Below are 25,173 nucleotides of genomic sequence, written 5' to 3'. Positions count from 1 at the left end.
TCCCGATCCTGGACGATGCACTGGACCGAGCGCTGCGACTGCCCGCGCGGCGCGACGACGATGAAGCGGTCGCGGGAGACCTCGATCGGCCCGCGTCCGTGGATCGAGCCGCGCCGCGACCGCGCAGCGGTGCGCGCGGATGAACTGCGCGGGCGTTCCCGGATCGCCCGGCGCGCCGAGCGCCGCCGTCCCCGCCAGGACGAGCATCGCCGGCATCCTGGACAGGGCGTGCTCGACGTCGCGCTGTTCGGATCGCGGCCCCGTCCCCGGAAGACGAGCGGGACAGCGGCCGAGTCGGCGTCAGTGAAAAAGCAGCGCGGATTTGTGTCGCGGCAGTAACGCGATGTTCATCGCGTCTCCGATCGCGCGCCAGCATCCGGTGGACCGGCAGGCGCCATTAAGGAACGATTAGGCAGGACCGCGCCTCAATCCTTCGATCACAGGATCGCAGGAGACCGGCGATGGAGATCCGAACGCTGACATCCACGACGCCGGGGCCGCAGGGCCTCGACGCGCTCGGAGCGACGGCCGCCGCCGCCGTGACCCAGCAGGCGCCCGAGCCCAAGACCCCCGCCAAGCCGCTCGAGCCCGCGGTGAAGCTCGACATCGGCACGAACGGCGGCAAGGCACGCTACATCCAGGACCCGGACACGAGCTCGATCGTGTTCCAGGTGGTCGATCCGTCGTCCGGCAACGTGATCGACCAGCTCCCGAGCGAGACCGCCCTGCGCAATCGTGCCTACGATTCCGCCCGCAGCGCGGAGGGTTCGCAGAGCAGCAGCCTCTCCCGCGTCGCCTGAGGGCCGTCGCTCAGGCGCGCAGCCGGCGGACCGAGTCTTCGACCGGCGGCGCGGCCAGGCCGAACTGCGCCAGCGACAGAATCTCTACCGGCGCGTCCCGCCGCGCGACGAGGACGCTGTTCTCGGCGACCGTCGTCCAGGCGCCGTGATCCCGGTCGAGCGGCTCCGAGGCGACCACCACGCCGTCCTCCGAGGCGCGGTAATAGAGCGAGTTCGCCTTGTCGTTCGCGGCGTACCGGAACGCGTAGAGATCGCGGCCGTCCGCCAGCGCCGCCGTGAACCGGAACGGATGCGCTCCGGCGAGGTCCGTGAGCCGCGCGAGAGCGCGCGCCGTCGCGTCGACCGGATCGCGGCGCGACCCCGGGCCCATCAGGCCGCAGCCCAGCAATCCCAGGAAGATCGCCTCGGAATCGGTGGTGCCGGCGCGCGACGGGTAGAGCTCGTCGGGGATCAGCGCCTCGACCGGCCGCCGCAGGCGGCTCCAGTCGCCGATATAGCCGTTGTGCATGAACAGCCACGGGCCGCAGGCGAAGGGATGACAGTTCGGCCGGGTGATCGGCGTCCCGGTCGCGGCGCGCACGTGCGCGAAGAACAGATGCGAACGCAGGTGCCGGCACAGGTAGCGGAGGTTGTCGTCCGACCAGGCGGGCTGGACCTCGCGGTACCGGCCCGGCTCCGGGTGATCGCCGTACCAGCCGAGGCCGAACCCGTCGCCGTTGGTCGCCGCGGTCGATTCGAGCGCCGCGATGCTCTGCGAGACGAGGCTGTGGGACGGCTCGGTGACGTAGTGCTCCAGCGGGATGGTGCGTCCCGCATAGGCGATCCAGCGGCACATCGACGGGCTTCTCCGGGTGTCTGTCGGCCGGCTGATCCGGGACGATCGTGGACAAAGCGCGGCACCTTGAGCGCGCGGTCGATCACGATCCGTCGCGAAAGCCGTGCCGCGGCCCGTCTCAGACGCCGTGGGTCTGGAGCCAGCTCTCCAGAAGGGCCACCTGCCAGAGCTTCGAGTTGCCCTTGGGCGTCAGCGTGCCGTCGGGATCGGCGAGCAGGTGATCGACGTAGGCGCGGTCGAAGATGCCGCGCGCGCGCGCCTCGGGCCGGTCGAGGATCTCGCGGACGTAGTCGAGGAACGGACCGCGGATGTGCTTCAGGGCGGGCACGGGGAAATACCCCTTCTTGCGGTCGATCACCTCGGCCGGGACGACCGCCCGCGCGGCTTCCTTGAGGATGTACTTGCCGCCGTCCCGGACCTTGAGCTCCGCCGGGATGCGGGCCGCCAGCTCGACGAGGTCGTGGTCGAGGAACGGCACCCGCGCCTCGAGGCCGCAGGCCATCGTCATGTTGTCGACCCGCTTGACCGGGTCGTCGACCATCATGACCTCCTGGTCGAGCTGCAGGGTCTTGTCGATGGCGCTGGCGCTCCGCGACTTCGCGAAGAAGGCGGCGATGTAGTCGGTGCTGTGATCGCCCCCCAGCATGTCGGGCGTCAGAGCCTCGCGCATCTCGGCGTGGTCGCGGTCGAAATACGCTTTCGCGTAATCGGCGACCGGGTCGGTCGAGCCCATCAGCTTGGGGTACCAGTGATAGCCGCCGAACACCTCGTCGGCGCCCTGCCCGCTCTGGATCACCGTCACGTGCTTGGCGACCTCCTGCGAGAGCAGGAGGAAGGCCACCGCGTCGTGGCTCATCTGCGGTTCCGACATCGCCGCGATCGCCGCGGGCAGCGCTTCCAGCGTCCGGGAGCCGTCGACCGCCAGCTTCGTGTGGTCCGTGGCGAAGGTCTCGGCGACGATATCCGAGTACTTGAACTCGTCGCCCTCGACGCCGTTCACCGCGTCGAAGCCTACCGAGAAGGTCTTCAGGCCCTGCTGCCCGCTCCGCGCGAGCAGGGCCACGAGCAGCGAGCTGTCCAGGCCACCCGAGAGCAGGACGCCCGTCGGGACGTCGGCGACCTGCCGGCGCTCGACGGCGGTGCCCAGGGCATCGAGAACGGCCTCGCGCCAGTCCGCCTCGGTCTGGCCGCGATCGGCCTCGCGGGGTCCGATCGCGAGTGTCCAGTAGGTCGACGCGTGCTGCGTCCCGTCCTGCTCGATCGTCAGGATCGTCGCCGGTGCCAGCTTACGCACACCCTTGAGAATGGTGAGCGGGGCCGGCACGCCCGCGTGCCAGCTCATGTAATGGTGGAGGGCGACCGGATCGATCGCGGTATCGACGTCGCCGGCCGCGAGCAGGGCCGGGAGCGACGAGGCGAAGCGGAACCGGGTTTTCGTCTCGCTGTAGTAGAGCGGCTTCACGCCCAGCCGGTCGCGCGCCAGCACGACCCGCCCGGATTCCCGCTCCAGGATGGCGAGCGCGAACATGCCGGCGAAGCGCTCGACGCAGGCACGGCCCCAGGCATGATAGGCCTTGAGCACCACCTCTGTGTCGCTGGCCGAGAAGAAGCTGTAGCCCGCCGCCTCGAGTTCGGCGCGCAGCGCGCGGAAATTGTAGATGCAGCCGTTGAACACGATCGCGAGCCCGAGCGCCGGATCGACCATGGGTTGCTGGCCGGCCTCGGACAGGTCGATGATCTTGAGCCTGCGATGGCCGAAGACGACCCGGCCGGAACCGAGAAGCCCCGCGGCGTCCGGCCCGCGCGGTTGCAGGCATCCCATCATCGCGTCGACGGCGGCGGGGTCCGCCGGCCTGTCGAAACAGATCTCGCCGCAGATTCCACACATGATGTCAGCAGGGTCTCGGTCGGGCGCGACGCACGCTCCGTCGAGCGAAACGGCCCGCGCGCCGCGGCGTTCCGCCGATCCGGCCACGGCGCTGCGCCAGGTCCCGGTCCGACCGTCCGCGGATCGGGGCCGGGGACGACGGACCCGTTTGACGCCGTCGCCGTCGAACTGCTAGACCATGGCCGTACATGGGCGCACGGCGCCGTTCGGAGTTCGCGCTCCGCGACAGACCGTTTCCGTGCAGACCATGTCGGCGGGCGTAGTTCAGTGGTAGAACGTCAGCTTCCCAAGCTGAATGTCGTCGGTTCGATCCCGATCGCCCGCTCCACCTAACTCATTGTAGCTTTTGAGATTTCTCGTGCCCTGACCGGCCGAGGTGTTCCCCATGTTCCTCATGGTGTTCCCCGCCGTTCCCCATAGCGGTGAGAAGCCCCTTCGGCTCGGCCGAGGCCTGCCTGCGGGATCGAGCTTGGCGGTAGGAGTGCCGATCTGCTGCGGGCGGACTCATCGGGCCGCAGGCGAGACTGAACCAGAAAATTTGCTCAGACGAACAGGCCGGCACGAGCAGGGCTTCAGCTGCCGCTCTCGAGGCGCTTTGGCGAGCGTTCGGCTCTGCGCCATCAGCGGACTTCGACGCACCGCCCGGACCCGGACATTCACTCGAAGCTAGGCGAGCGTCCGATCTCGGCCCGTGTCGGCCTTGCGGCAAGTCATCCCATACGTCCCGAAGCGGTCATTTTGGGGGAGCGCTCGCTGGACGCTCTGCGCCGTGGTCGCGCAGCATCGGCGTGAAAATCGCGGACTCTCGAGGTTCACTCCGCTACAGCGTCTTCGGGCCTGGCCAGAGATACCGCATGACCGTATCGAGTGACGATGACCTCGTGGGGCTCAAGACGATCGGACGCATCGTCGCCGACACGCTCGAGGTGATGGGCCGAGCCATCGAGCCCGGGATCACTGAACGAGAACTGGATCAAATCGGCCGGGACTACCTGAGCGCAGCCGGTGCTCGTCCGGCTCCCGAACTGGTCTACGGCTTCCCGGGCGCGACCTGCATCAGCGTCAACGACAAGATCGCGCATGGCATACCCGGCGATCGTCGTGTCCGGGCGGGCGACCTCGTCAACATCGACGTCTCCGCTGAGAAGGACGGCTACTTCGCGGATACGGGCGCGTCGTTCGCTGTGCCTCCGGTGGCGCGTGCGGTTGAAAGGCTCTGCCGAGACGGGCGTCGGGCGATGTGGACCGGGTTGCGTCAGGTTGGCACCGGCATGCCGTTCGCTGGCATCGGTCGAGCGGTCGGCACCTTCGCTCGGCAGAACGGCTACACGCTCGTGCGCAACCTCGCCAGCCATGGGGTCGGTCTGTCGCTGCATGAGGAACCGACTGAGATCGCGACTTGGCCCGACGCCTCCGAGCGGCGGGTCATGACGGACGGGCTCGTCTTCACCGTCGAGCCATTCTTGTCTCTCGGCGCGAACTTCGCCGAGGATGGTGACGACGGATGGACCCTGTATAGCCAGCCGAGAGCACCAACCGTGCAATACGAGCACACGGTTGTCGCAACCCGCAACGGTCCATTGGTTCTGACGGTCCCGTCGCCCTAGCATCGGCAGCAGCCCAAGCCTGCCGATCGGGCATGTCCGCACAATTATGGCTTGGCGGGCCGCGAGTTCGTTAGCAGCGTCGGCTTTCGAGTTCGCGCTCCTCGTAAGCGGACGGTCGCAAAACCACCCATCCCAGCCGTTCAGCGGCACCTACCGATGAGACCGGTATTGGCGAAAGCCGCTATTCCGATTTGGAGGAGGTTCGCGGGAAAGCGGACGCTCTTACCACTTCAATCACGTTGCAGAGACAATCTTGCCACCGATCCTGGAAGCAGACGCTCTGGCTGCAGCGGTGGTGAGCACTCAGCTGTTCCCAGGCCGCCATAATCTCTGACTCTGCCTCGTCGACGAACAGGCCCGCCTGTGCCCGGACGCACCGGTTAAAATATAACATAGGGATTCGCATCGTCTGCTCGGTACGCAGATTCGCAATTTAGCTCCGACGCGCGGTTTATCGCGGCGATAACGTCGTCAGTACCCGGTTTTCCGGCGCATCGCCTACTTCTTCTACGCCTGGAGCCGCGCGCCGAGATCTATGGCATCGGTGAGGTGGCTTTCGGCTGCCGAGAGCGCGTCCTGGCCTGTCGCGGTAATCGTCCACTCCGCTCGGTCGCATGCATCAATGCGCCCGGTCGGCACAACGAACCCACGCCGCGCCAAGCTGAGCAGGCTCGGGTCGGCCATGTAGAAGCGGGTCTCGCTCACTGAGAGCCGGAGCTTGTAACGGTCCCGCGCGCTCAGCGTAGTTCGGCGAGCAGCCATCTCGCGTTTCATTTCGCTTCCGACACCGGATCCCGGACTCTCCCGGACCCGCGGCTTCTTTCAGGGATCAACCCCCGGTGCGGCAGTCATGTTCATGATCAGTGGTTCAGCGCAGCCACGATGAAGATGATCGTGGAAAGAAGGGCCCCTTCCCCTCGTCCCCGCGAATTCATATAGCCAATCGAGCAGGTTGGCAGAGGTACTCCGGCTGACGCCGAACTGCTTTGCAGCACGACGAGGCAGCCTACAGTCTGAGACCGATACGACGGTGTGAACCTTCATGGTCGTGTGCGACCGGATCTACTCGCCCGGCCTGACAACGCGCCTGAATTCCTGGATGGAGGCAGGGCTACGACTGCCGCTAGACCCATGGAGATCATCCTTGGTCTGACCGGCGGCCCGGCTTGATCAAGACCTCACTTGCCCATGCCCCGAGATGATTGTAGGAGACCTTAACGGGCCGGTCATTGTCAGACTCGTGATGGGCGTGCTTGAGGGTCGCGGCCCTCAACCCGCGGGCACCGACAAAAGGGACGTCCCGCGCCAGAGGGATGCCCGTTCCGGCCCATTTGCGCCTGCGATGAACCCGAACGCGCGGCCCTTGTTCTCGATTCAAGTGTTTTTGCCTGAGTCTGGAGAGCCTTGAATGCGCGGTGCCCCGCTCAAAATCGCGACGCTGGCTGTCCTTCTCGTCACCGGCGCCTCGCTACCCCTAGCGGCGGCCTCGTCGGCGGTGCAGTCGGATGCACCCGCGACACCGTTCATCGAGGGACCCGAGCCGGGAACTATACGTGCCTCCGAGATGATCGGGGTTCCGGTCATCGGAATGGATCATGTCGAGATCGGCAAGATCGAGGACGTTTTGGTCGACGGAAGCGGGCAGGTCCGCGCCGTGATCATCGGCGTCGGCGGTTTCCTGGGCGTGGGCGAGAAATATGTGGCGCTTCCTTTCGACCAGCTCGGCTGGAACTTCAGCGATGTGCCGCTGATGGACGGACCGAGTTCGGTCGTGACGCCCAAGACGGCGCCCAGCGCTGAGGCAGCCGCGCAGGTGGGGCCGGATACCATGCCGGGTGCACGGACAACCCGCGACACGCTCGGCGCAGTTCAAAATCAGCATAGCGGTCGCGTGACTGGCGCGACCGGCTCAGTGGAGGCACAGCGGCCCAGCAGCACGACGGCCACGGTCCTCGTTGGCGACAAGCCGTGGCGCGCCGAGGTCCGCCTCACCCGGGCGCAGCTGCAAGCGGCTCCGGCCTTCCGCTCCGGAAAATCTCGCCCTTAGCCGTCCATGTTTGACCAAAGGAATTCTATGAGAAGCGCCATCCTCACCGGGTTATTATGGACTTCGGGCCTTCAGGGGTCCGTGGCTCAGCAGACCAACCCAGCCCCGCCAATTTCGGAAACGGGCCCTTCGCAATCCAGCTCGGGAGCAGCCACGGCCGCGGCGATAGACTTCAACTGGGTTTGGCTGAGCCTGCTCGTGGCCGTCGTGGTCCTGGGTCTCTGGTACATCGCGCGTCGACGCCAATCCGGCCCTCCAACCCGCTGATGTCGAGTTAGCGTGTTACGGACGCGGCACTCGGGAAGAACAGCGGCTCGCCGTCGTCCTGGAACAATGCCCAAACCTGTGTTGATGATCAATATTAGACGCGTGCGCCGCCCCGACTATGGCTCACCATCTTGTATCCGACGCCCAAAAGCCGAACCGATCGCAGCTAGAACCGCCGCGGCTGGCGGTGGGGACTGTGCTATAGCGGGGCGATCCATTTGAAGCGGAGCCCCGATGACCAGCTTTGCGCGGATCCTAGGCGTGATCGCCCTCCTGCTGCTCTGCGGCGTCCCGGCCCGCGCGCAGATGCGCGGCCACGGTGGTCCGGTCCGGGCGCTCGCCGTGACCGCCGACGGGCGCCTCGCCATCTCGGGCGGCTTCGACCAATCCGCCATCGTGTGGGCCATCGAGACCGGTGCCGCGCTCGGCGTGCTGCGCTTCCACGACGGTGCGGTGAACGCGGTCGCCGCACTGCCGGACGGCCGTTTCGCCACGGCCTCCGAGGACGGGCGGATCGCCCTGTGGCGCCTGGGGCGCGCGGAGCCGGAACGGGTGCTGGAGGGCCATACAGGCCCGATCGTCGCGCTCGCGGTCTCGCCGGACGGCCTGTCGCTCGCCTCCGCCTCCTGGGACGGCACGGCGCGGCTCTGGCCGCTCGCCGGAGGGGACAGCCGGCTGCTCGATCCGCACCGCGGCCCGTTGAATGCGGTGGCCTTCCTGCCGGGCGGCGCGCCGGTCACGGCCGGCGCCGACGGGGCGGTACGGCTCTGGCCGGCGGAGGGCGCATCTCAGGTCATCGCCACCGCACCCACGGGCCTCAACGCCGTCGCGGTCGCTTCGGACGGCGAGATCGCGGCCGCCGGGGCCGATGCGATCCTCCGCTTCGTTCGAGCCGACGGTACGGTCCGGGCCGCCGCCGAAATCGGCCCGAACCCGGTGATCGCCCTGGCCCTGTCTCCGGACGGGGCCAGGGTGGCTGCTGCGACGGCGGGCGGGACCATCGTGGTGGTCGACCGGGCGACCGGCCAGGTCCAGCTGCGGCTCGTGGGGCCCGGCCTCCCAGTCTGGTCGCTCGCCTGGCGTCCGGACGGGGCCGAGCTCCTCACGGGTGGCGGCGACCGCCTCGTCCGGCGCTGGGACGCGAAGAGCGGCGAACCGATCGGCGCGCTGATCATGCGGCGCCCGGCAGATCCCCTCGCGGTCCGGCAAGGCGGCCGGGGCGCCGAGGTGTTCGGGGCCTGCGTCGCCTGCCACACCCTGACATCCGACGCGGGCGAGCGGGCCGGGCCGACGCTCGCCGGCCTGTTCGGCCGCCGAATCGCCAGCGTCCCCGGCTACCGGTACTCGGACGCGCTGAAGCGGCTGGACATCGTCTGGACGCCCGAGACCGTCTCGCGGCTCTTCGAGGTTGGCCCCGCCCGCTACACGCCCGGGACGAAGATGCCCGAGCAGACGATCGGCAGCGACGCAGACCGCGCGGCGCTGATCGAATTCCTCGAACGCGCCACCGCGCCCCGCTGAGGCGCCTGTCAGCCGCCCGCGCGCTCGCGCAGGTAATCCTCGGTCGTCCGGGGTTTGTCGCGTTCCGGTGCAGCGTGCGGATCGAAGCCCTGGTTCACCGCGACTTCGACGCGGCAATCCTCGCACATCGTCAGCGCGCGCAGGCGCGCCTCGCCGCCCGCCCCGCTGAACATCCAGTGCCGCTCGCGCAGCCGCTCGACGATGCGCTCGATCGTCGAGCGCGTGCCGAAGGGCTTGGCGCATTGCGTGCAGCAGAAGGGCTCTTCCTCCTTGACGACCCGGCGGGGCGCCGCCCAGGCCGCGAAATCCACCTGCGGGCGCAGGGTGATGACGTCCTCCGGGCAGGTCGCGGCGCAGAGGCCGCACTGCACGCAGAGGCTCTCCTCGAAGCCGAGAAGCGGCTGCTCGGCACTGTCGGAGAGGGCGTGGGTCGGGCAGGCGCTGACGCAGGCGAGGCACAGGGTGCAGTCCGCGACCCGGAAATCGAGGCCGCCGAAGGGGGCGCCGGCCGCGAGCGGAACCCGGTCGACGGGTGCCGGGGCGGCACTGTGCAGGCCGCGGAAGGCATGGCGCAGCACCTCACGCTTGTTCCCCAGAAACAGCAGACCGGCCGGCACCGCGGCTGGCCGCCCCAGCCTGGCCTGCCGGAGGGCGGCGCCCAGCAGATCCGGGTCATCGGTCTCGATGGTCTCGACCACGCGCCCGCCGTCCTCCGCACCGTAGCCCAGCGCCTGCGCCAGCGTCTCCCCGAGGGTCAGGGTCCGGTACAGGGGTTCGAGGTCGTGCTTGGCACGAGCCCGGACCAGGACCCGGATTCCGGCCGCGCCGTAGGCGAACAGGGCCGCGATCACCTCCGGTCCGATCTGCGTGACCTCGTTGACCTGCACCGGCAGCACGTGGGCGGGGAGGCCGTCGCCGTAGCGGCCGAGCGCGTCGATCAGCGGCTCGCCGTGGTCGCCATCGTGGAGCAGGACGAGGGCGTTCTGCCCGCCCGCCGTCCGGTAGGCGCGCATCAGGCTGCGCAGCCGGCGCATCAGCGCGTCGGAGGTCGGCAGCGCGTAGGCGGCGGCCCCGGTCGGGCAGATTGCGGCACAGGAGCCGCATCCCGCGCAGACGTATGGGTCGATGTGCACGGTGTCGCCCGCGGGCGCGATCGCGCCGGTCGGGCAGACATCGAGGCAACGCGTGCAGCCCGTGATGCGGGAGCGGCTGTGCGCGCACAAGTCGCCGTGGAAGTCGATGAAGCGCGGCTTGTCGAACGTGCCGACCAGATGGGACGCCTCCGCCAGCACGCGCTCGACGGCGGCCGGGTCGCCGGGATCCGCGCGCAGATAACCGCTGCGCACCGCATGTGCCGGAAACAGCGGCGCGCCGGCCGAGAGGTCGATGACGAGGTCGCAGGTCGACACGGCCCCGTTGCGCGGCGCGCCGAAGACGAGATGCGTGCGCGAGGACGGGGCCGGGAGGGCATAATCGTCGATGCCGAGCTCGAACGCACCGAGGTACCCCTTGGCGGTTCGGATCGTGCCCTGCAGGACCGGGAAGGCGTTGCGGTGCAGCGGCGAGATCTCGCCGGGGCGCGTCAGCAGGACGGTGATGTCCAGATGCTCGGCGAGCCGCCGGCCGGCCTCGACCGCCACCTCGTCCTGCCCATAGATCAGGGCGACGCCGCGGCTCTCCAGGGAGACGGTAGCGGCGTCGGGGAGCGGCTCGGCCGCCGCGGCGAGCAGAGCGGCCATCTTCGGTCCGGCCGCCGCGGCGTCGGACGACCAGCCGGCGGTCTCCCGGATCTTGGCGTAGACCACCCGGTCCTCCGCCCCTGCCTCCTCGGCGACCTCGTCGAACAGTGGCGCCTGGAGCGTGCAGGACACGGTGACGGGCCGCCCGGTCGCCAGGGCCTCCCGGAAGCGATCGAGCTCGCGGCCGCAGAGCTGGTCGGCGGTGCGAAGCTCGCCGCCGCAGGCCTGGCCCATGACGGCGGTATCGAGGGACATCGTCCGCTCGCAGGAGCAGGCGAATACGAGGCGGTCGGACAAGATCGGACCCGGGTACAAGTGCGAATGGGAGGCCCCTTCGCGCGGCGGGGCCCGTCCCTTATACTCGAACCATTCGAAACAACGATCCGGCATGCGGGCGCAGGTCGCAATCCTGTCCCTCACTCTCATCGGCCCCTCGCCAAAGCCGCTCCATGACTGTCCCCGTCGATGCCGGCCCGTCGAGGCTGGTCCTGCCCCCCGGCTTCAGCGCGCGCGCAGCGGAGCCGCCATCCGACGCGCATGCGGAAGCCTGCCGGCTCGCCGCGTCGGGCGAGGCGGACGCGGCGACGCTCGTCCTGGGCCGGCGCGACGACCTGATCGACCTCGCCGTGGTGCTCGCCCCAACCGAGCCGCTCGCCACCGCGCGCCGCGCGCATTTCGCCGGGATGGTCGCCCTGTGCAATGCCGTGGGCGTCTTCGGACCGCCGGAGATCCCGGTGACGTTCGACTGGCCCGGGACGCTGCTGTTCAACGGCGCGCGCCTGGGTGGCGGGCGCCTCGGCTGGCCTGAAGCGTGCCGCGAGGATGAGGAGCCGGACTGGCTGGTCTTCTCGGGGATGCTGCTCGCCTCGAAACTCGCGGCGGGCGACCCCGGGCACACGCCGGATTCCACTGCCCTGGAGGAGGAAGGTTTCGGCGCGAACCTGCGCGTGCCCCTGGTCGAGAGCTTCGCGCGCCACCTGACCAAGACCTTCGAGATCTGGCGCGAGGACGGCTTCGACCGTGTCGCGGCGCTCTACCTCGCCCATCTGCCGCGGGAAGCCGGTGTGCGGGCCGCGATCGAGCCGGGCGGCGACGGACGGCTGACCTGGCCCGATGGGCGGGTCGAGCACCTCCCGCTGCGCGCAAACCTGGAAGCTCCGGTCTGGCGCGATCCGAAGACCGGCGGAGTCCTTCTGTGACGCTCAAGCTCCCCCGAACGCTGCGGCTCGATCCCTCCGACACCTTCGTCTTCGCGCAGGCCGCCGAACCCGGAGAATGGGCCGTCACCGGGACCTTCCTGTTCCTCGACGGGGATCCGTCGCGGCTGACCGGCAAGGCCCTGACGGCCTTCCGCTCGGGGTTCGTCGGCGTAAGCTCGCTCGGCTTCTCCACCCTGGTGGTGGTGAGCGCGGCGAGCGAGGAGGAGCGCGCGGGGGCCGAGGAGCTGCTCGCCCGCCACATCCACGAGCGCTTCGGCGCGCCCGACCGGGAGGCCGCCCGTGCGGCCGCCCGCGAGGAACTCGACGTCGCCGCGTCCCTCTGCGATCTGCCGGTCGGCAGCGTCGTCGCGCTGCACCGCGTCGCGACGGACGGGGCAATCCGAGAGGATTTCCGGACGCTGCACCACCGGCCCGGCCTCGACCGGTCCCACGGGCGCGCGTTCCTCTTCGTCGAGGACGACGAGCCGGAGGAACAGGCCGACCTCGTCGGCCTTCTGCGTGATACGACGGCGGGAGACTGACCGGATGACCGAGTTCTGGGTCTCAAGCGGCCACCACCTCACGCAGCGTACGGCCGGCGGCGGCCTCGCGGTCACGGACGAACTGATCCTCGCGTATCTGGCGCGGCCCGAACTCGTGCCGCCGGACGACGCCTGCGCGTCCGAGATCGCCCTCCATGCCGCCCTCCTGGACGCGCCCCGGCGGCGCGTGGAGCCCGCCGAGATCGCCGCCATCGCCGACTCCGACGCTCGGGAGAACTGGACGGTGATCCTCGCCTTCCGCGATCGACTGCTCGCGGCCCGCTCCGTGGAGGCCGGATATCTGTCGCTCGTGCGCGGCGACCTCCAGGGCGTGCCGTCCCTGTTCCTGAACCAGCTCGTCCACCTGATCCTGCGCAACGCCCTCGACGGCTGTGACGATCCCTTCGTCCTGCGCGCGGCCGAGCTGTTCTTCCGCCCCCAGCGCGTGAGCTTTCACGAAGGCGCCGTGCTCCTGGCCGATGCCGAGGTGATCGCCGCCCGCGAAGGCAGTGCGCCGCTCTCGCCCCTGCTGACGATGCTGGGCAAGGAGGCGGCGAACGAGCTGGACGTGCTGACGGCCGAGAATGCCTGGACGTACTGGAGCCGGTCGGACGCCTTCACGATGGCGCTCAATCTCGGCTCCGATCCCCGCAGCCGCACGGGATTGGCCCGGGTGATCGAGACCTTCGTGGGCCACCTGCTGAACGTCGCGGTGCGCGTGACGCCCCTCGACCGGCTGGAGGACCCCGACTGGCGCTGGTTCGTCGGTCTCGACCAGGAGGCGACCCGCATCGGCAACGCTCTCTGGCGCGGCGACGCGCTCGATGCCGGAACGCGCGAGCGGGTGCTCGCCGTGTTCAGCCTGACCTTCGACGACCCCGCGCAGGTCCTGCCGACAGTGGGGGATCGCCCGGTCTACCTCCTGCTCGCGGCGGCGCCGGATCGCAGCGTGCAGCTCAAGCCGCACAATCTCGTCGTCGGATTGCCCCTCGCCGAAGGCCGGGAGGCCGCCTGACATGTCCACGACGCCCGAGCATCGTTTCGAGGTCGGCATCATCGTCGCGCGGCGGCGCCTGACCGGGCCCTGGGCGAGCCATGCCTGGCTCCCGGTCGGGGCCCTGCCGGCGGCGGCGGCCGCCTCGCCCTGGACGAAGCTCTCCGAGACCGAGGACGAGGCGACCTTCTATGCCGGCTCGTACGAAGTCGCGCTGCATCCGGGCGAGACCGGGCACTACCGCGACAATCTCGTCTCCGGGCGCCCTTCCCTCTGGGTCGCCCTGCGCAACAACGGCGACGAGACCTACGCGGTCGCGAGCGTCACGGCCGACCCCTATGAGGGGGAATCCATGGCCGAAGGGGTCGGCGAGATCGTCGAGCCGGTGCCGATGCCGCCTGAGGTGCAGGCGAAGCTGCTGGCCTTCTTCGAGGCCTTCCACGTCGAGCGCAAATTCGAGAAGCGCAAGCGCGACCGCGCCGATCCCGAGGCGCTGGCCCACCGGGCGCAGGGGACTCGGGAGCGGCGCGAATGAGCGAGAATTTCCTCTCGCGGTGGACCCGGCGCAAGCGCGCCGTGCGCGCGGCCGCCCTGGCGGAACGGGCCGCGCCGGCCGTCTCCGCCAGGGCGCCTCTCCCGGAGCCGGACGCGGAAGGCGCCGAGGCGGATCTCATCGCGCCGCAGACCGGCCCCGAGGCGCGGCCGCCGGAACCGGAGCCGGCGGACGATCCCGTGCTGGATCTCCCCTCCCTCGAAGCCCTGACCGCGGAGACCGACCTCGCCCCGTTCCTGCGGGCCGGCGTCCCCTCGGTCCTGCGCAACGCGGCCCTGCGCCGGATGTGGTCGCTCGACCCCGCCATCCGGGACTTCGTCAGCGAGGCGCGGGAATACGCTTACGACTGGAACAGCCCGGGCGGCGTCCCCGGCCTCGGCCCGCTCCTGCCGAGCGACGACGTCCAGGCGATGCTCGGCCGTCTCCTGGGCGGGGCCGCCAAAGCGACGCCGGCATCGGCTGAGACCCCCGACAGCCCGCCCGACGGTTCGCCGGAGCCCGGTCAGACGCCGGAATGTCCTCTCGTGGCCGATTCCGCTCCGCCCGGACCTGATCCGGCGGACCACGCGCCGGCCCTCCCGGCCCCCACGGCTACGGTCCAGCTAGCCGCTCCGGCCTTTTCTGATCCGACGCCCGCGCGCGACTCCGTGCCCGCAGCCGACGGAAAGGAGACGCGTCCGGAACCGCGCCTGCGGCGTCACGGCGGCGCGATGCCCAGTACGAGCTAGGAGATTTGGATTGCGGGAGATAAGAGCCTTTCTTATTGTCGTTCCAGAGAGCGAGATCGGTCCGATCTCGGGCGAGTAGAACACTCCAGTGGCGTCGGCGTTCGGACCTATGGAATCGGAGACGCTCGGCGGCGGCCGCGTGGACGACGTCGATGGGCTCCGCGCGCGGCACTACGACCTCCTGGCCGTCCTGCTCGGACGCCCGCCCGGCCAGGACCTGCTCGATACGCTCGCCGGCCTCCCGGGCGGCGACGGGATCCTCGGCCAGCACGTCGCGGATCTGAGCCGCGCGGCGGCAGAGGCGACGGGCGCGGGGGTCGAGCGCGAGTTCTTCGCGCTGTTCATCGGCGTAGGCCGGGGCGAGCTTCTCCCCTACGCCTCCTACTATCTCACCGGCTTCCTCAACGAGCGCCCGCTCGCGCTGGTCCGAGAGGATCTCGCGGCCCTCGGCCTCTCGCGGGACGAGGCCATGAGCGAGCCGGAGGACCATTTGGCCTTCCTGCTGGACGTGATGGCGGGGCTCGCCGGCGGGCGGTTCGCGGCCGAGCCGGCGGCACAGGCGCGCTTCTTCGGCCGGCATCTCGCCCCCTGGGTCGAGCGCTTCTTCGGGGATCTCGAGCGGGCGAAGAACGCGCGCTTCTACCGGGCGGTGGGGGGCCTCGGCCGCACCTTCATGGAGGTGGAGGCGGAAGCCTTCGCGATGGATGCGTGACGGGGATGCAGGTCGTGGCGGTCGGAGCGTGACCGAAACGCCTGACGTGGGTTTCTCATCAAGCGGGTGTCGCTCAGGGAGTTGGATGATGCGGCAGGATCCAAAGACGCTCGGTCGTCGCCAGTTCTTCCGGGCGCTCGGCGGCAGCACCGTGGCGGCCGCCGCGGCGGTCGGGTCGCCGATGGCTGCGACGGAGGCCCAGGCCTTTGACCCGGGCCAGGACGAGACGCGCAGCCGGTACCGCCTGAGCGACCACGTGAAGGCGTTCTACCGGACCAACGGCTACGAGACGCTCCTGAAGAATCCCGATCCCGCTCCGGGAACGAAGTGAGGCTGCCATGCTGACGAAGCGGAAGAGCGGCGAGGCCAGCCGCAGCAAGCATCAGGCGGTCGCGGCCGGTCTCGCGGCCGGCGTGCTCGATCGACGTGCGTTCCTGCGCAAGTCCGGGCTCACCGCCGGCGCGCTCGCCGCCGCGGGCTCGATTCAGCTCGGCGCCGTCCGCAGGGCCGAGGCGGCCGGCTCGTCGGCGGTCGGGCCGGGGACGGTCATCAAGAAGAACATCTGCACGCACTGCTCGGTCGGCTGCACGGTGACCGCCGAGGTCGTGAACGGCGTGTGGGTCGGCCAGGAGCCGTCCTGGGCGAGTCCCATCAACCGCGGAACCCATTGCGCCAAGGGGGCCGCCATCCGCGAACTGGTCTCGTCGGACCGCCGCCTGAAATATCCGATGAAGCTCGTCGGCGGCCAGTGGCAGCGGATCTCCTGGGATCAGGCGATCGACGAGATCGGCGACAAGCTGCTGCAGATCCGCGAGAAGTGGGGCTCCGATTCCGTCTACTGGCTCGGCTCGGCCAAGTACACGAACGAGGCCGCGTACCTGTTGCGGAAATTCGGGGCGTTCTGGGGCACCAACAACGTCGACCACCAGGCGCGCATCTGCCACTCGACCACCGTGGCGGGCGTGGCGAATACCTGGGGCTACGGCGCCCAGACCAACTCGTACAACGACATCCGCAACGCCAAGACCATGATCATCATGGGCGGCAATCCCGCCGAGGCGCACCCGATCTCGATGCAGCACGTGCTGTCCGGGAAGGAGATCAACCGCGCCAACCTGATCGTCATCGACCCCCGTTTCACCCGCACGGCGGCGCACGCCACCGACTACGTGCGCATCCGCTCGGGGACCGACATCCCGGTCGCGTGGGGCATGCTCTGGCACATCTTCCAGAACGGCTGGGAGGACAAGGACTTCATCCGCCAGCGCGTCTACGCGATGGACGACGTCCGCAAGGAGGTCGCCAAATGGACGCCCGAGGAAGTGGAGCGCGTGTCCGGCGTGCCGGGCGAGCAGCTCCGCCGCATCGCGGAGAAGTTCGCCAAGGAGAAGCCCGCCACCATGATCTGGTGCATGGGCAACACGCAGCACACGGTCGGCACCGCCAATGTGCGCGCGCTGTGCATCCTGTGCTTGGCCACGGGCAATGTCGGCAAGCCGGGCACGGGCGCCAACATCTTCCGCGGGCACACGAACGTGCAGGGCGCGACCGACCTCGGCCTCGATGTGACGACCCTGCCGCTCTACTACGGGCTGGTCGAGGGTGGCTGGCGGCACTGGGCCCGCGTCTGGGAGGTGGACTACGCGTGGCTGCAGTCGCGCTTCGATGAGGTTCCCGCGGTCGCCGGCCGCAAGGCGCGGTCCCGCAAGGAGAACATGGAGACCCCGGGCATCACCTCGACCCGCTGGTTCGACTCCGTGAACCTCCCGCCCGAACAGATCGATCAGCGCAGCCCCACGCGGGCGATGATGATCTCGGGCCATGGCGGCAACACCGTCACGCGGCTGCCGGAGGCCCTCGAGGGCCTGAACAAGCTCGACCTGATGGTCGTCGCGGACCCGCATCCGACCACCTTCGCGGCGCTCGATGCCCGGCAGGACAACACCTACCTGCTCCCGATCTGCACCTCGCTGGAGATGGACGGCTGCCGCACGGCGTCCAACCGGTCGCTGCAATGGGGCGAGCAGATCGTGAAGCCCGCCTTCGAGTCCAAGAACGACTACGAGTTCCTCTACCTGCTCTCGAAGAAGCTCGGCTTCGCCGACCCGATGTTCAAGAACATCAAGGTCGAGAACAACGTCCCCTTGGCCGAGGACATCCTGAGGGAGATCAACCGCGGCGGCTGGTCGACGGGCTATTGCGGGCAGTCGCCCGAGCGCCTGAAGGCGCATATGCGCAACCAGCAGAAGTTCGATCTCGTCACCCTGCGGGCGCCGAAGGACGATCCGGAGGTCGGCGGGGATTATTACGGCCTGCCCTGGCCCTGCTGGGGCAAGCCCGAGATCCGCCATCCCGGCTCGGCCATCCTCTACAACACGGCTCTGCACGTGAAGGAGGGCGGCGGCACGTTCCGCGCGCGCTTCGGCACCGAACGCAACGGCGAGACCCTGCTGGCCGAGGATTCCTACTCCAACGGCTCGGACCTGACCGACGGCTATCCGGAATTCACCCTCGGCGTGTTCAAGAAGCTCGGGTGGGACAAGGATCTCACGGCGGACGAGCTGGCGACCATCCTGAAGATCGGCGGCGACAAGCCCGACACGGTGAGCTGGGCGACCGACCTCTCGGGTGGCATCCAGCGCGTCTGTCTCGAGCGAGGCGTCTCGCCGTTCGGCAACGGCAAGGCGCGCGCGAATGCCTGGAACCTGCCCGACCCGGTGCCGGTCCATCGCGAGCCGATCTACTCACCGCGCCCCGATCTGGTCGCCAAGTACCCGACCCGGCCCGACGAGCGGCAGTTCCGCATGCCCAATATCGGGTTCTCGGTGCAGAAATCCGCGGTCGAGCGCAACGTCGCCCGGGACTTCCCGATCATCCTCACCTCGGGCCGCCTCGTCGAGTATGAGGGCGGCGGCGAGGAGACCCGCTCCAACCCGTGGCTCGCCGAGCTGCAGCAGGACATGTTCGTCGAGATCAACACCGGTGACGCGGCCGAGCGCGGCATCAAGGATGGTCAGTGGGTCTGGGTCACGGGCGCGGAGAACAACTCCAAGACGAAGGTGAAGGCCCTCGTGACCGACCGCGTCGGGAAAGGCGTCGCGTTCATGCCGTTCCATTTCTCCGGCTGGTACCAGGGCAAGGACATGCGCGACTACTACCCGAAGGGCACCGACCCGGTCGTGCTCGGCGAGAGCGTCAACACCGTCACGACCTACGGCTTCGATCCCGTCACCGGCATGCAGGAGACGAAAGCCACCCTGTGTCAGATCCGAGCGGCCTGAGAGGAGCGACCTGATCATGGCGCGCATGAAGTTTCTCTGCGACGCGGATCGTTGCATCGAGTGCAACGCCTGCGTCACCGCCTGCAAGAACGAGCACGAAGTGCCGTGGGGCATCAACCGGCGGCGGGTGGTGACGCTCAACGACGGCAAGCCCGGCGAGCGCTCGGTCTCGATGGCCTGCATGCACTGCACCGACGCGCCCTGCGCGGCCGTCTGCCCGGTCAACTGCTTCTACACCACCGCCGACGCGGTGGTGCTGCACTCCAAGGACATCTGCATCGGCTGCGGCTACTGCTTCTATGCCTGCCCGTTCGGCGCACCGCAGTACCCGCGCGTCGGGAACTTCGGGTCCCGAGGCAAGATGGACAAGTGCACCTACTGCTCGGGTGGCCCCGAGCCCGATCTCTCGACCGCCGAGTACGAGAAGTACGGTTCGAACCGGCTCGCGGAGGGCAAGCTGCCGCTCTGCGCCGAGATGTGCTCGACCAAGGCTCTGCTCGCGGGCGACGGCGAGATGATCGCCGAGATCTACAAGCAGCGGGTGATCAAGCGCGGGTACGGCTCGGGGGCCTGGGGCTGGAAGACGGCCTATCGCGAGACGATCGCGATCTGATGTGGGGCTGCTCCTCGGCTGAGGGGCGCGCCGGTACAGGGACCGCGGCAGCGTCCGCGGACCGCTCGACCGATCTGAAAGGAACGCCGATGCGGCGGGCATGGACGCTTCTCAGCACTCTCGTCCTGGCAACGGCGCTCTGGGCTGCACCGGGTGTCTACGGGGCCGCGCAGGCGCAGAACCCGATCCAGGCCGATGGCCGGAACCCGACGGGGGCGAATCCCACGGCGGATTCGATCAATGAGGAGCTTCTGTTCCGGCAGTCCCCCAAGATCAGCGGGCGCATCAGCATCCCGGACGGCAAGGCCGCCAACCTGATCCAGCCGCAGGGCCGCACGTACCAGATGTTCCGCGAGGGATGGCTGCCCTGGATCGGGGCCCTCGTGATCCTCGGCATGCTCGGCGCCCTGGCGCTGTTCTTCCTCTGGCGCGGCCGCATCATCACGGATCACAGCCAGGAATCCGGCAAGAAGATCCTCCGGTTCAACGCGTTCGAGCGGTTCACGCACTGGATGACGGCCGTGTGCTTCATCATCCTGTCCCTGTCCGGCCTGAACTACATCTTCGGCAAACGGCTGCTGATGCCCCTGATCGGGCCGGATGCCTTCGGTGCGCTGGCCCAGTACGCGAAGTACAGCCACGTCTATCTCGCCTGGCCCTTCATGCTGGGTGTCGCCTTCATGATCGTCGTCTGGATCCGGGACAACATCCCGAACCGGATCGACTGGGAGTGGCTCAAGGCGGGGGGCGGCTTCATCGGCAGCAAGCACCCGCATGCGGGCCGCTTCAACGCGGGCCAGAAGGGCGTGTTCTGGATGGTGGCCGGCTTCGGCGCCGCCATGGGCGCCACCGGCCTGATGATGCTCTTCCCGTTCGCGCTCGTCGACGTCAACGGGATGCAGATCATGCAGGTGATCCATTCCCTGATCGGCATCGTCTTCATCGCCGGTATCCTGGCCCACATCTACATCGGCACGCTCGGGATGAAGGGCGCCTACGACGCGATGGGCAGCGGTCAGGTCGATCTGGCCTGGGCGCGCGCGCACCACGACCTCTGGGTCGAGCAGGAGCAGGCCCGCACCGCCAGCGGCCCGCAGCTCGGGTCCCGCCCGGCACCGGCCGAGTGACGGGCCGGGTTGGCCTCCCAGCGTCACACCGGATGCTCCGGACTCCTATCAGGGACCACTGACATGAAAGCTTTCATCGCCGCCGTCCTTGCCGCCGTTCTCCTGGGCGTCGCGGCCATGCTGGCGCTCACGAGCAATCAGAAGTTCGCCTACCAAGCGTTCGCCACCTCCGGTGCGCGGGTCTCCGAGCCGGGCACCAACTTGGTCGGCCCGCGTTGGAACGGCGACCCCGCTCCCGATGAGTTTGCCGGCGAGCCACATGGAAAAGCCGAGGGTGCCGCCTCGCAGCCGAAGCGTTCCTGAGGCCCAGCCTTCGAGCACCACTGCGACGTGACCAGGCTTTCAGGAGGAGCGCATCCGATGAAGCGACGACTGAGCACCTTCGCCCAGGCAATCGGCCTGGCAGGGGCCCTGCTCGGAGCGGACAACGCCCTCGCGCAGGAGAGCGGCACAGCCGTTCCCACCGGGCGTCCAGCCAATCTCTGCCAGGAGCTTCTGGCCTTCGTGAAGCAGCCGAATCCAGCGAAGGAGGCCGCCGCGACGCCGCCGCAACAGGCGACCGCCGTCTCGAATCCTTCGGGAGCGAGCCAGGGCACGCCATCGGCCGCCGGCGGCGACGTCCAGCAGAAATCCGGCTTGAGCGGGCCGACCCCGGGAGGCTCGCCAAATCAGGCGGGCACCGATGCCCAGCGCGGGCAGGGGAACCAGGCGGCGAAGGATGCGCCGAGTGCCGCCAAACCGGCCTCATCACCTCAACCGGACGCGGCCACCATCGCGACGGTCGAGGCCGCTGCCGCAGCCGACGACCAGCTCGGATGCCGTTCGGCCGCGCGGACGATGCGGACGCACGGTGTGGCCCTCCCGCCACCACTCCTTGCATTAGCTGCGCTCGATCCGAAATTTTATGCCCAGTAGTATGCGGTCTTTGCCAAGCGATAGTGAGTTAAAGTAACTGCTGACAGAGCTAGACGCTGTTCTAGACCTGTGGCGTGTCGAGCGAACTGTCTGGGCGTGACGCGGACGAAGGCGACGAGGTGCAGGTCTGCCAGGGGTCTGGCACAGCGCTCATAGTCTTTGACGAGGCGGCGGAAGCACCTGGCCTCGACAAAGGAGCGCTCGACCACCCACCGGCGGGGAAGCAGCACGAAGTCGCGCTTGGCCTCCGGCAGCTTGCCCCCTCCAAGGCAATGCCTTGCGAGCGTGCTGCCGCGGCCCGCTTCTCGCCCTTGTAGCCCTGATTGTGGATGCACCTCGAAGGACAATGGCGAGAGGTTGGCGGTCTTCAATTCGTACGTTTCACGGCCGCCGAAGGGCGTGGTCTCCGAACGTCGCGTGCGACGCGATACCACCAAGTCCAGCCGCGGAGCACGCCCTGACGCTCAGCAGCTTTTCTCAAGCCCCGTTTCACGGATCGGTCCAGACAGCCGCCCGGACGAGCAGCCCGCGTCCGCTTGCGGGGTGCTGCCGGATTTGGCTGGACGGCGGCAATGGGCGCGAAGCCGAACGTCCGGTTTTTCGTACACTGATGGTTCGGCGTGACGTGCTCCAGCCGTAAGCGGCCCGCCCGCTTCGGAGAGGGTCCAGCGGAAAAGCGGACCGGCAGCTACCGACCCAATTTTGACGCTCAACGCGGATCGCGACGTCCTTCAAAGCCGACATTCAGCTGTATGCCGCCCGGACCAATTTCTGGAAGCTTGACTTCCAAAACGCATGATGATCGAAGTACCGATCGATATTAGAGAAATGCTCAGTATAGTATGCAATTAAAATCGGCTAACGATTACGGCAAATATGAAGTCATCGCTTCATATTTGAACATATTGCCGCGTCACAATGTTGGGTGAATATTTTGATTGGCGCGTCTCAATGGACGCCTGTTTTGACCGCGATAGTGACAGGAAAATACGCACTAGGGCTTTGCAGTACTTCGGGGTCTTCGAAGGTTAAGGTCTGCGCACCATAACGCACGGCACCAGCATCTCCGTATAGACTTTTCTTGAAGTAGCTCGTTTTAAGACCGTCGCGCAGAAGGCTATTTAACGTGTGGCTCCAGTTGAACCTCACTTTCCTGGCAATCGCAGAAATGCCTACGCTTGTGACGTCCCAATGACAGATGCCGAGGTTGTATAGATCCGCATCCTGCCACGCATCACGGAAGAAATATCCTTTCCAAGTATGGTCATCTACGCGTTTCATTTCAATGGAAATTCCAAAGTTCGGCACGTCTTGCTGACCCAGGAACGAAATAATCGGCAGACACTCTCTGTTTACAATCTCATATCCAATGTATCCCTCGATAGAATCCCACGGCTCGGGAGCGTTTGACGTGGCGATGACATCATAGCGCTTGACGGAGAGCGGATTTCTCGCGGGATGTTTAGGGCTTTTATAAGTCATGAAGAATACTATAATTGCCACTAAAAATACGATCGTTGCAATTAGGATTATTCGGCGTTTCATTCAGTGACGTTACGCTACCGACAGCACCCGTGCCCATGAGGCACCGCATGTGTCGAACGACGCCCTGAACAAGGGGCGCGTGAACGACCGGCGTATGATTAGCCGTGTTATCCACGTGTTCAAGTCTGGCCGTTAGCGGAACGACGCTTCGGAAGGTCGATTTGAGAAGCGGACTGCCTTCTATCGACCCAACCCGGCTACCCGGATCGCGCTCCGCGCTTCCCCAAAGCAGCCGTTCGGCAACTTCGGCGTGGAGTTGGGGAGCCTCACCACTCCTGATGATTAGTGGAACTATCGCGATCTTGCTTGCGCCAGGGTGCTTCTTGATCCTGCCGATTGTCATCCATGTTGACGATCACGGTCCCTCGGCGACCTCTGCCCATCCAGAGGTTCCCTGAGGGGCCTCGAAAGCCCGCATAACCGTTCGCGCAATATACGGTCCCTGCACGTTCGGTACACGGCGGGGCCAACGGAGCTGGCTCCACTGGAAACAGGACAGAGGCAAGGGCTACGGCTGACCCAGCTGAGGCCATCACAGAGCCTAAGGCAACGGCGGATAGAATGCGCATGCCCAGATGTTATGCATCCTGTGGTTGCATATCAACTCGTCTACGCAACCTAACTCCGAGGCTGCACGGGACATCGAATGGCTTGGTAAACATCGGGCAGAAGTTCAGCCAATCGACAGACGAGCATCCGCAAGCCTTGATAACTCAACTGGTTCTGGTTTTCCGGAGCGCAGCTCGGATTGAGTTGCGAGCGGCAGCACGGCTCGGTGCGGCCTGAACGTCGGCTCGACCAAGACAAGCAGATATCGACGGCGTCCATCTCCGATGCCGCAGATGGGTGGAACGCGTGCAGGACGAGTACGTCCGTTCCGATGCCTCTGCTGCTCGGAAACGGAACGGCAGTAAACCACCCATCTGAGACCTTCAGGCGAACGATTCGTGCCGGCAGACGCTGGCTAGAAGCTGCCGCCCCGTTTCGGAGCAGGCTCGCAACAGAGGCAGACGCGCTGCCTTCGACCAGGCTGGACATACAGCCTGGTGTGACACGCTCAGGCAGGAGCAGCAGCGGATACCTACGTCGCGACGCGGCCTTCCACTGACGAACGACAGCCCGCGGCGGCGCCCCTCGGCCGACAACGCCATCATATGGCCCACCGTCGATCTCCGTGAGCTCTCGCTGAAGTAGCGTCAGAGCCGCGAATACAAGCCGATGCGATCTCAGTCCCGCACGCCGCGGGAGGAGCTCAGAACCAAAGTTGAACGCTCCTAACATGCATTAATTCGGGAGCGCGCGGAGGAAGCTAAGCAGCAACGCTCGGCGACCCGTCGCTCCATTTTCGGTCCAATTGCTGTCCATCAGGAATTGCAACGTGCTGGCCCGGTGCGCGGATCGAACGAAAGGGCAACCATCTACATTGAGCCCTATTGCTGTTCTTCGCCGTCGGTGCTTCTTCGCTGCGCCCGCGATCCGAACGGCGGCCTCATCGGGCCTGTGCATCTACCCTGAAGGTGTATCCGAATGACGCCGACCACGTCGCAGTTGGAGCCGAAGCTCCTCTTGAAGAGCCTCCGCGCGTTCCGGAAGGGCGATTTCTCGGCCCGACTGCCGCTCGATCTGACGGGCATCGATGGCGAGATCGCGGAAGCGTTCAACGACATCGTCGAGCTGAACCAAGGACTCGCGCGGGAACTCGACAGGGTCGCGCGCGCGGTCGGCAAGGACGGGCGCATCAATGAGCGCGGCAAGCTGCCGGCGGCCACCGGCGGCTGGAACGACTGCGTGGACTCGGTCAACACGATGATCGGAGATCTCGTGCAACCGACCACCGAAGTCGCGCGGGTCATCGGGGCGGTAGCCAAGGGTGATCTCGGTCAGACCATGCAGCTCGAGATCGACGGCCGCCCGCTGAGGGGCGAGTTCCTGCGCATCGGCAAAGTGGTCAACACGATGGTCGACCAGCTGAATTCCTTCGCGTCCGAAGTGACACGCGTCGCGCGCGAGGTCGGCTCGGAAGGCAAGCTCGGCGGCCAGGCCCAGGTCAAGGGCGTCGGCGGCACCTGGAAGGATCTCACGGATAACGTGAACCTGATGGCGGCCAACCTCACCGGTCAGGTCCGCAACATCGCCGAGGTCACGACAGCCGTGGCCAACGGCGATCCTGTCCAAGAAGATCACCGTCGACGTGAAGGGCGAGATCCTGGAGCTCAAATCGACCATCAACACGATGGTGGATCAGCTGAACTCCTTCGCC

General features: G+C 67.5%; 23 protein-coding genes, 1 tRNA gene and 2 pseudogenes. 19 read left to right on the top strand and 7 right to left on the bottom strand.

Annotated elements, in window-relative coordinates:
* The first annotated feature begins 15 nt into the window (after nt 1–15).
* Together ME121_RS03825 and ME121_RS03820 are read left to right on the top strand one after the other, a co-directional pair.
* Nucleotides 16–339 (top strand): hypothetical protein, encoded by a 324-nt coding sequence (locus ME121_RS03825; RefSeq protein ID WP_059408384.1) that lies wholly within the window; start codon nt 16–18, stop codon nt 337–339.
* Nucleotides 340–461: 122 nt separating this feature from the next.
* Nucleotides 462–800, top strand: coding sequence for a FlaG family protein (locus ME121_RS03820; protein WP_012320132.1), 339 nt, complete (start codon nt 462–464; stop codon nt 798–800).
* Nucleotides 801–810: 10 nt separating this feature from the next.
* Here ME121_RS03820 and ME121_RS03815 read toward each other — a convergent pair whose 3' ends face one another.
* Both ME121_RS03815 and ME121_RS03810 read right to left on the bottom strand, forming a co-directional pair.
* Entirely contained in the window at nt 811–1,635 is an 825-nt protein-coding gene (locus tag ME121_RS03815) for a class II glutamine amidotransferase (protein ID WP_059408383.1), read from the bottom strand.
* A gap of 118 nt (nt 1,636–1,753) precedes the next feature.
* Nucleotides 1,754–3,523, bottom strand: a complete 1,770-nt coding sequence (locus tag ME121_RS03810; protein ID WP_059408382.1) for an N-acetylglutaminylglutamine amidotransferase — start codon at nt 3,521–3,523, stop codon at nt 1,754–1,756.
* 253 nt (nt 3,524–3,776) lie between these two features.
* Here ME121_RS03810 and ME121_RS03805 point away from each other — a divergent pair.
* Both ME121_RS03805 and map read left to right on the top strand, forming a co-directional pair.
* Nucleotides 3,777–3,851, top strand: a tRNA-Gly gene (locus tag ME121_RS03805).
* A gap of 526 nt (nt 3,852–4,377) precedes the next feature.
* Nucleotides 4,378–5,130, top strand: coding sequence for a type I methionyl aminopeptidase (map, locus tag ME121_RS03800; RefSeq protein WP_029357720.1), 753 nt, complete (start codon nt 4,378–4,380; stop codon nt 5,128–5,130).
* Nucleotides 5,131–5,637: 507 nt separating this feature from the next.
* Here map and ME121_RS03795 read toward each other — a convergent pair.
* Entirely contained in the window at nt 5,638–5,904 is a 267-nt protein-coding gene (locus ME121_RS03795; protein WP_059408381.1) for a hypothetical protein, read from the bottom strand.
* A 364-nt stretch (nt 5,905–6,268) separates the two neighbouring features.
* Entirely contained in the window at nt 6,269–6,508 is a 240-nt protein-coding gene (locus tag ME121_RS33210) for a molybdopterin-guanine dinucleotide biosynthesis protein MobB (RefSeq protein WP_083374372.1), read from the bottom strand.
* Between the two features lie 30 nt (nt 6,509–6,538).
* Between ME121_RS33210 and ME121_RS03790 the strand changes: the two genes are divergently transcribed.
* Nucleotides 6,539–7,177 (top strand): PRC-barrel domain-containing protein, encoded by a 639-nt coding sequence (locus ME121_RS03790; protein ID WP_059408380.1) that lies wholly within the window; start codon nt 6,539–6,541, stop codon nt 7,175–7,177.
* A 501-nt stretch (nt 7,178–7,678) separates the two neighbouring features.
* Nucleotides 7,679–8,965: a c-type cytochrome gene (locus ME121_RS03785; RefSeq protein WP_059408379.1), complete on the top strand. Its 1,287-nt coding sequence runs from the start codon at nt 7,679–7,681 to the stop codon at nt 8,963–8,965.
* Nucleotides 8,966–8,973: 8 nt separating this feature from the next.
* Here ME121_RS03785 and ME121_RS03780 read toward each other — a convergent pair whose 3' ends face one another.
* Complete coding sequence (locus ME121_RS03780; protein WP_059408430.1) at nt 8,974–10,959, bottom strand: 4Fe-4S binding protein; 1,986 nt, start codon at nt 10,957–10,959, stop codon at nt 8,974–8,976.
* Between the two features lie 194 nt (nt 10,960–11,153).
* Between ME121_RS03780 and ME121_RS03775 the strand changes: the two genes are divergently transcribed.
* The 12 genes from ME121_RS03775 to ME121_RS33205 all read left to right on the top strand — a co-directional run bounded on the left by ME121_RS03775 (nt 11,154) and on the right by ME121_RS33205 (nt 21,368).
* A complete protein-coding gene (locus tag ME121_RS03775) occupies nt 11,154–11,903 on the top strand; it encodes a biotin/lipoate--protein ligase family protein (RefSeq protein WP_059408378.1) in 750 nt (249 codons plus the stop codon).
* On the top strand, nt 11,900–12,445 hold the full coding sequence (locus tag ME121_RS03770; protein WP_058607799.1) for a DUF6505 family protein: 546 nt from the start codon (nt 11,900–11,902) through the stop codon (nt 12,443–12,445). Before ME121_RS03775 ends, ME121_RS03770 begins: the two co-directional genes overlap by 4 nt.
* A gap of 4 nt (nt 12,446–12,449) precedes the next feature.
* Nucleotides 12,450–13,460 carry a DUF6352 family protein gene (locus ME121_RS03765; RefSeq protein ID WP_058607800.1) on the top strand — a complete coding sequence of 337 codons (1,011 nt, stop codon included), beginning with the start codon at nt 12,450–12,452 and terminating at the stop codon, nt 13,458–13,460.
* A 1-nt stretch (nt 13,461) separates the two neighbouring features.
* Complete coding sequence (locus tag ME121_RS03760) at nt 13,462–13,974, top strand: DUF3305 domain-containing protein (RefSeq protein ID WP_053621055.1); 513 nt, start codon at nt 13,462–13,464, stop codon at nt 13,972–13,974.
* Entirely contained in the window at nt 13,971–14,720 is a 750-nt protein-coding gene (locus tag ME121_RS03755) for a DUF3306 domain-containing protein (protein ID WP_059408377.1), read from the top strand. The genes ME121_RS03760 and ME121_RS03755 overlap by 4 nt, the downstream gene beginning before the upstream one ends.
* A 109-nt stretch (nt 14,721–14,829) precedes the next feature.
* The gene (locus tag ME121_RS03750; protein ID WP_059408376.1) at nt 14,830–15,432 is read left to right on the top strand and encodes a TorD/DmsD family molecular chaperone; all 603 of its coding nucleotides are present in this window, start codon (nt 14,830–14,832) and stop codon (nt 15,430–15,432) included.
* Nucleotides 15,433–15,520: 88 nt separating this feature from the next.
* Nucleotides 15,521–15,763 (top strand): formate dehydrogenase, encoded by a 243-nt coding sequence (locus ME121_RS03745; protein WP_059408429.1) that lies wholly within the window; start codon nt 15,521–15,523, stop codon nt 15,761–15,763.
* Nucleotides 15,764–15,770: 7 nt separating this feature from the next.
* Complete coding sequence (locus ME121_RS03740; protein ID WP_059408375.1) at nt 15,771–18,713, top strand: formate dehydrogenase subunit alpha; 2,943 nt, start codon at nt 15,771–15,773, stop codon at nt 18,711–18,713.
* A gap of 16 nt (nt 18,714–18,729) precedes the next feature.
* Entirely contained in the window at nt 18,730–19,326 is a 597-nt protein-coding gene (gene fdh3B / locus ME121_RS03735; RefSeq protein ID WP_012320149.1) for a formate dehydrogenase FDH3 subunit beta, read from the top strand.
* Nucleotides 19,327–19,415: 89 nt separating this feature from the next.
* Nucleotides 19,416–20,453, top strand: coding sequence for a formate dehydrogenase subunit gamma (locus tag ME121_RS03730; RefSeq protein WP_059408374.1), 1,038 nt, complete (start codon nt 19,416–19,418; stop codon nt 20,451–20,453).
* 63 nt (nt 20,454–20,516) lie between these two features.
* Complete coding sequence (locus tag ME121_RS03725; RefSeq protein ID WP_012320151.1) at nt 20,517–20,756, top strand: hypothetical protein; 240 nt, start codon at nt 20,517–20,519, stop codon at nt 20,754–20,756.
* A gap of 57 nt (nt 20,757–20,813) precedes the next feature.
* Complete coding sequence (locus ME121_RS33205) at nt 20,814–21,368, top strand: hypothetical protein (protein ID WP_012320152.1); 555 nt, start codon at nt 20,814–20,816, stop codon at nt 21,366–21,368.
* A gap of 65 nt (nt 21,369–21,433) precedes the next feature.
* Here the strand turns inward: ME121_RS33205 and ME121_RS33200 are convergent.
* Nucleotides 21,434–21,693, bottom strand: a pseudogene (locus ME121_RS33200) (transposase); the annotation flags it as partial.
* Nucleotides 21,694–22,316: 623 nt separating this feature from the next.
* The gene (locus ME121_RS33195) at nt 22,317–22,850 is read right to left on the bottom strand and encodes a hypothetical protein (RefSeq protein ID WP_089231069.1); all 534 of its coding nucleotides are present in this window, start codon (nt 22,848–22,850) and stop codon (nt 22,317–22,319) included.
* 1,590 nt (nt 22,851–24,440) lie between these two features.
* On the opposite strand from ME121_RS33195, the pseudogene ME121_RS03720 reads away from it, so the two are divergent.
* Nucleotides 24,441–25,173 (top strand): annotated as a pseudogene (locus tag ME121_RS03720) (HAMP domain-containing protein); the annotation flags it as partial.

Origin of the sequence: Methylobacterium sp. ME121 (assembly GCF_000974725.1) — a bacterium.
Classification (GTDB): Bacteria; Pseudomonadota; Alphaproteobacteria; order Rhizobiales; family Beijerinckiaceae; genus Methylobacterium; species Methylobacterium radiotolerans.
This window is presented reverse-complemented; position numbering and strand designations above follow the sequence as displayed.

Bases quoted from the DNA above. Each gene is read 5' to 3' on its own strand.
- ME121_RS03825 (WP_059408384.1), top strand. From the start codon at position 16: ATGCACTGGACCGAGCGCTGCGACTGCCCGCGCGGCGCGACGACGATG.
- ME121_RS03820 (WP_012320132.1), top strand. From the start codon at position 462: ATGGAGATCCGAACGCTGACATCCACGACGCCGGGGCCGCAGGGCCTC.
- ME121_RS03815 (WP_059408383.1), bottom strand. From the start codon at position 1,635: ATGTGCCGCTGGATCGCCTATGCGGGACGCACCATCCCGCTGGAGCAC.
- ME121_RS03810 (WP_059408382.1), bottom strand. From the start codon at position 3,523: ATGTGTGGAATCTGCGGCGAGATCTGTTTCGACAGGCCGGCGGACCCC.
- map (WP_029357720.1), top strand. From the start codon at position 4,378: ATGACCGTATCGAGTGACGATGACCTCGTGGGGCTCAAGACGATCGGA.
- ME121_RS03795 (WP_059408381.1), bottom strand. From the start codon at position 5,904: ATGAAACGCGAGATGGCTGCTCGCCGAACTACGCTGAGCGCGCGGGAC.
- ME121_RS03790 (WP_059408380.1), top strand. From the start codon at position 6,539: ATGCGCGGTGCCCCGCTCAAAATCGCGACGCTGGCTGTCCTTCTCGTC.
- ME121_RS03785 (WP_059408379.1), top strand. From the start codon at position 7,679: ATGACCAGCTTTGCGCGGATCCTAGGCGTGATCGCCCTCCTGCTGCTC.
- ME121_RS03780 (WP_059408430.1), bottom strand. From the start codon at position 10,959: ATGTCCCTCGATACCGCCGTCATGGGCCAGGCCTGCGGCGGCGAGCTT.
- ME121_RS03775 (WP_059408378.1), top strand. From the start codon at position 11,154: ATGACTGTCCCCGTCGATGCCGGCCCGTCGAGGCTGGTCCTGCCCCCC.
- ME121_RS03765 (WP_058607800.1), top strand. From the start codon at position 12,450: ATGACCGAGTTCTGGGTCTCAAGCGGCCACCACCTCACGCAGCGTACG.
- ME121_RS03760 (WP_053621055.1), top strand. From the start codon at position 13,462: ATGTCCACGACGCCCGAGCATCGTTTCGAGGTCGGCATCATCGTCGCG.
- ME121_RS03755 (WP_059408377.1), top strand. From the start codon at position 13,971: ATGAGCGAGAATTTCCTCTCGCGGTGGACCCGGCGCAAGCGCGCCGTG.
- ME121_RS03750 (WP_059408376.1), top strand. From the start codon at position 14,830: ATGGAATCGGAGACGCTCGGCGGCGGCCGCGTGGACGACGTCGATGGG.
- ME121_RS03745 (WP_059408429.1), top strand. From the start codon at position 15,521: ATGCGGCAGGATCCAAAGACGCTCGGTCGTCGCCAGTTCTTCCGGGCG.
- ME121_RS03740 (WP_059408375.1), top strand. From the start codon at position 15,771: ATGCTGACGAAGCGGAAGAGCGGCGAGGCCAGCCGCAGCAAGCATCAG.
- fdh3B (WP_012320149.1), top strand. From the start codon at position 18,730: ATGGCGCGCATGAAGTTTCTCTGCGACGCGGATCGTTGCATCGAGTGC.
- ME121_RS03730 (WP_059408374.1), top strand. From the start codon at position 19,416: ATGCGGCGGGCATGGACGCTTCTCAGCACTCTCGTCCTGGCAACGGCG.
- ME121_RS03725 (WP_012320151.1), top strand. From the start codon at position 20,517: ATGAAAGCTTTCATCGCCGCCGTCCTTGCCGCCGTTCTCCTGGGCGTC.
- ME121_RS33205 (WP_012320152.1), top strand. From the start codon at position 20,814: ATGAAGCGACGACTGAGCACCTTCGCCCAGGCAATCGGCCTGGCAGGG.
- ME121_RS33195 (WP_089231069.1), bottom strand. From the start codon at position 22,850: ATGACTTATAAAAGCCCTAAACATCCCGCGAGAAATCCGCTCTCCGTC.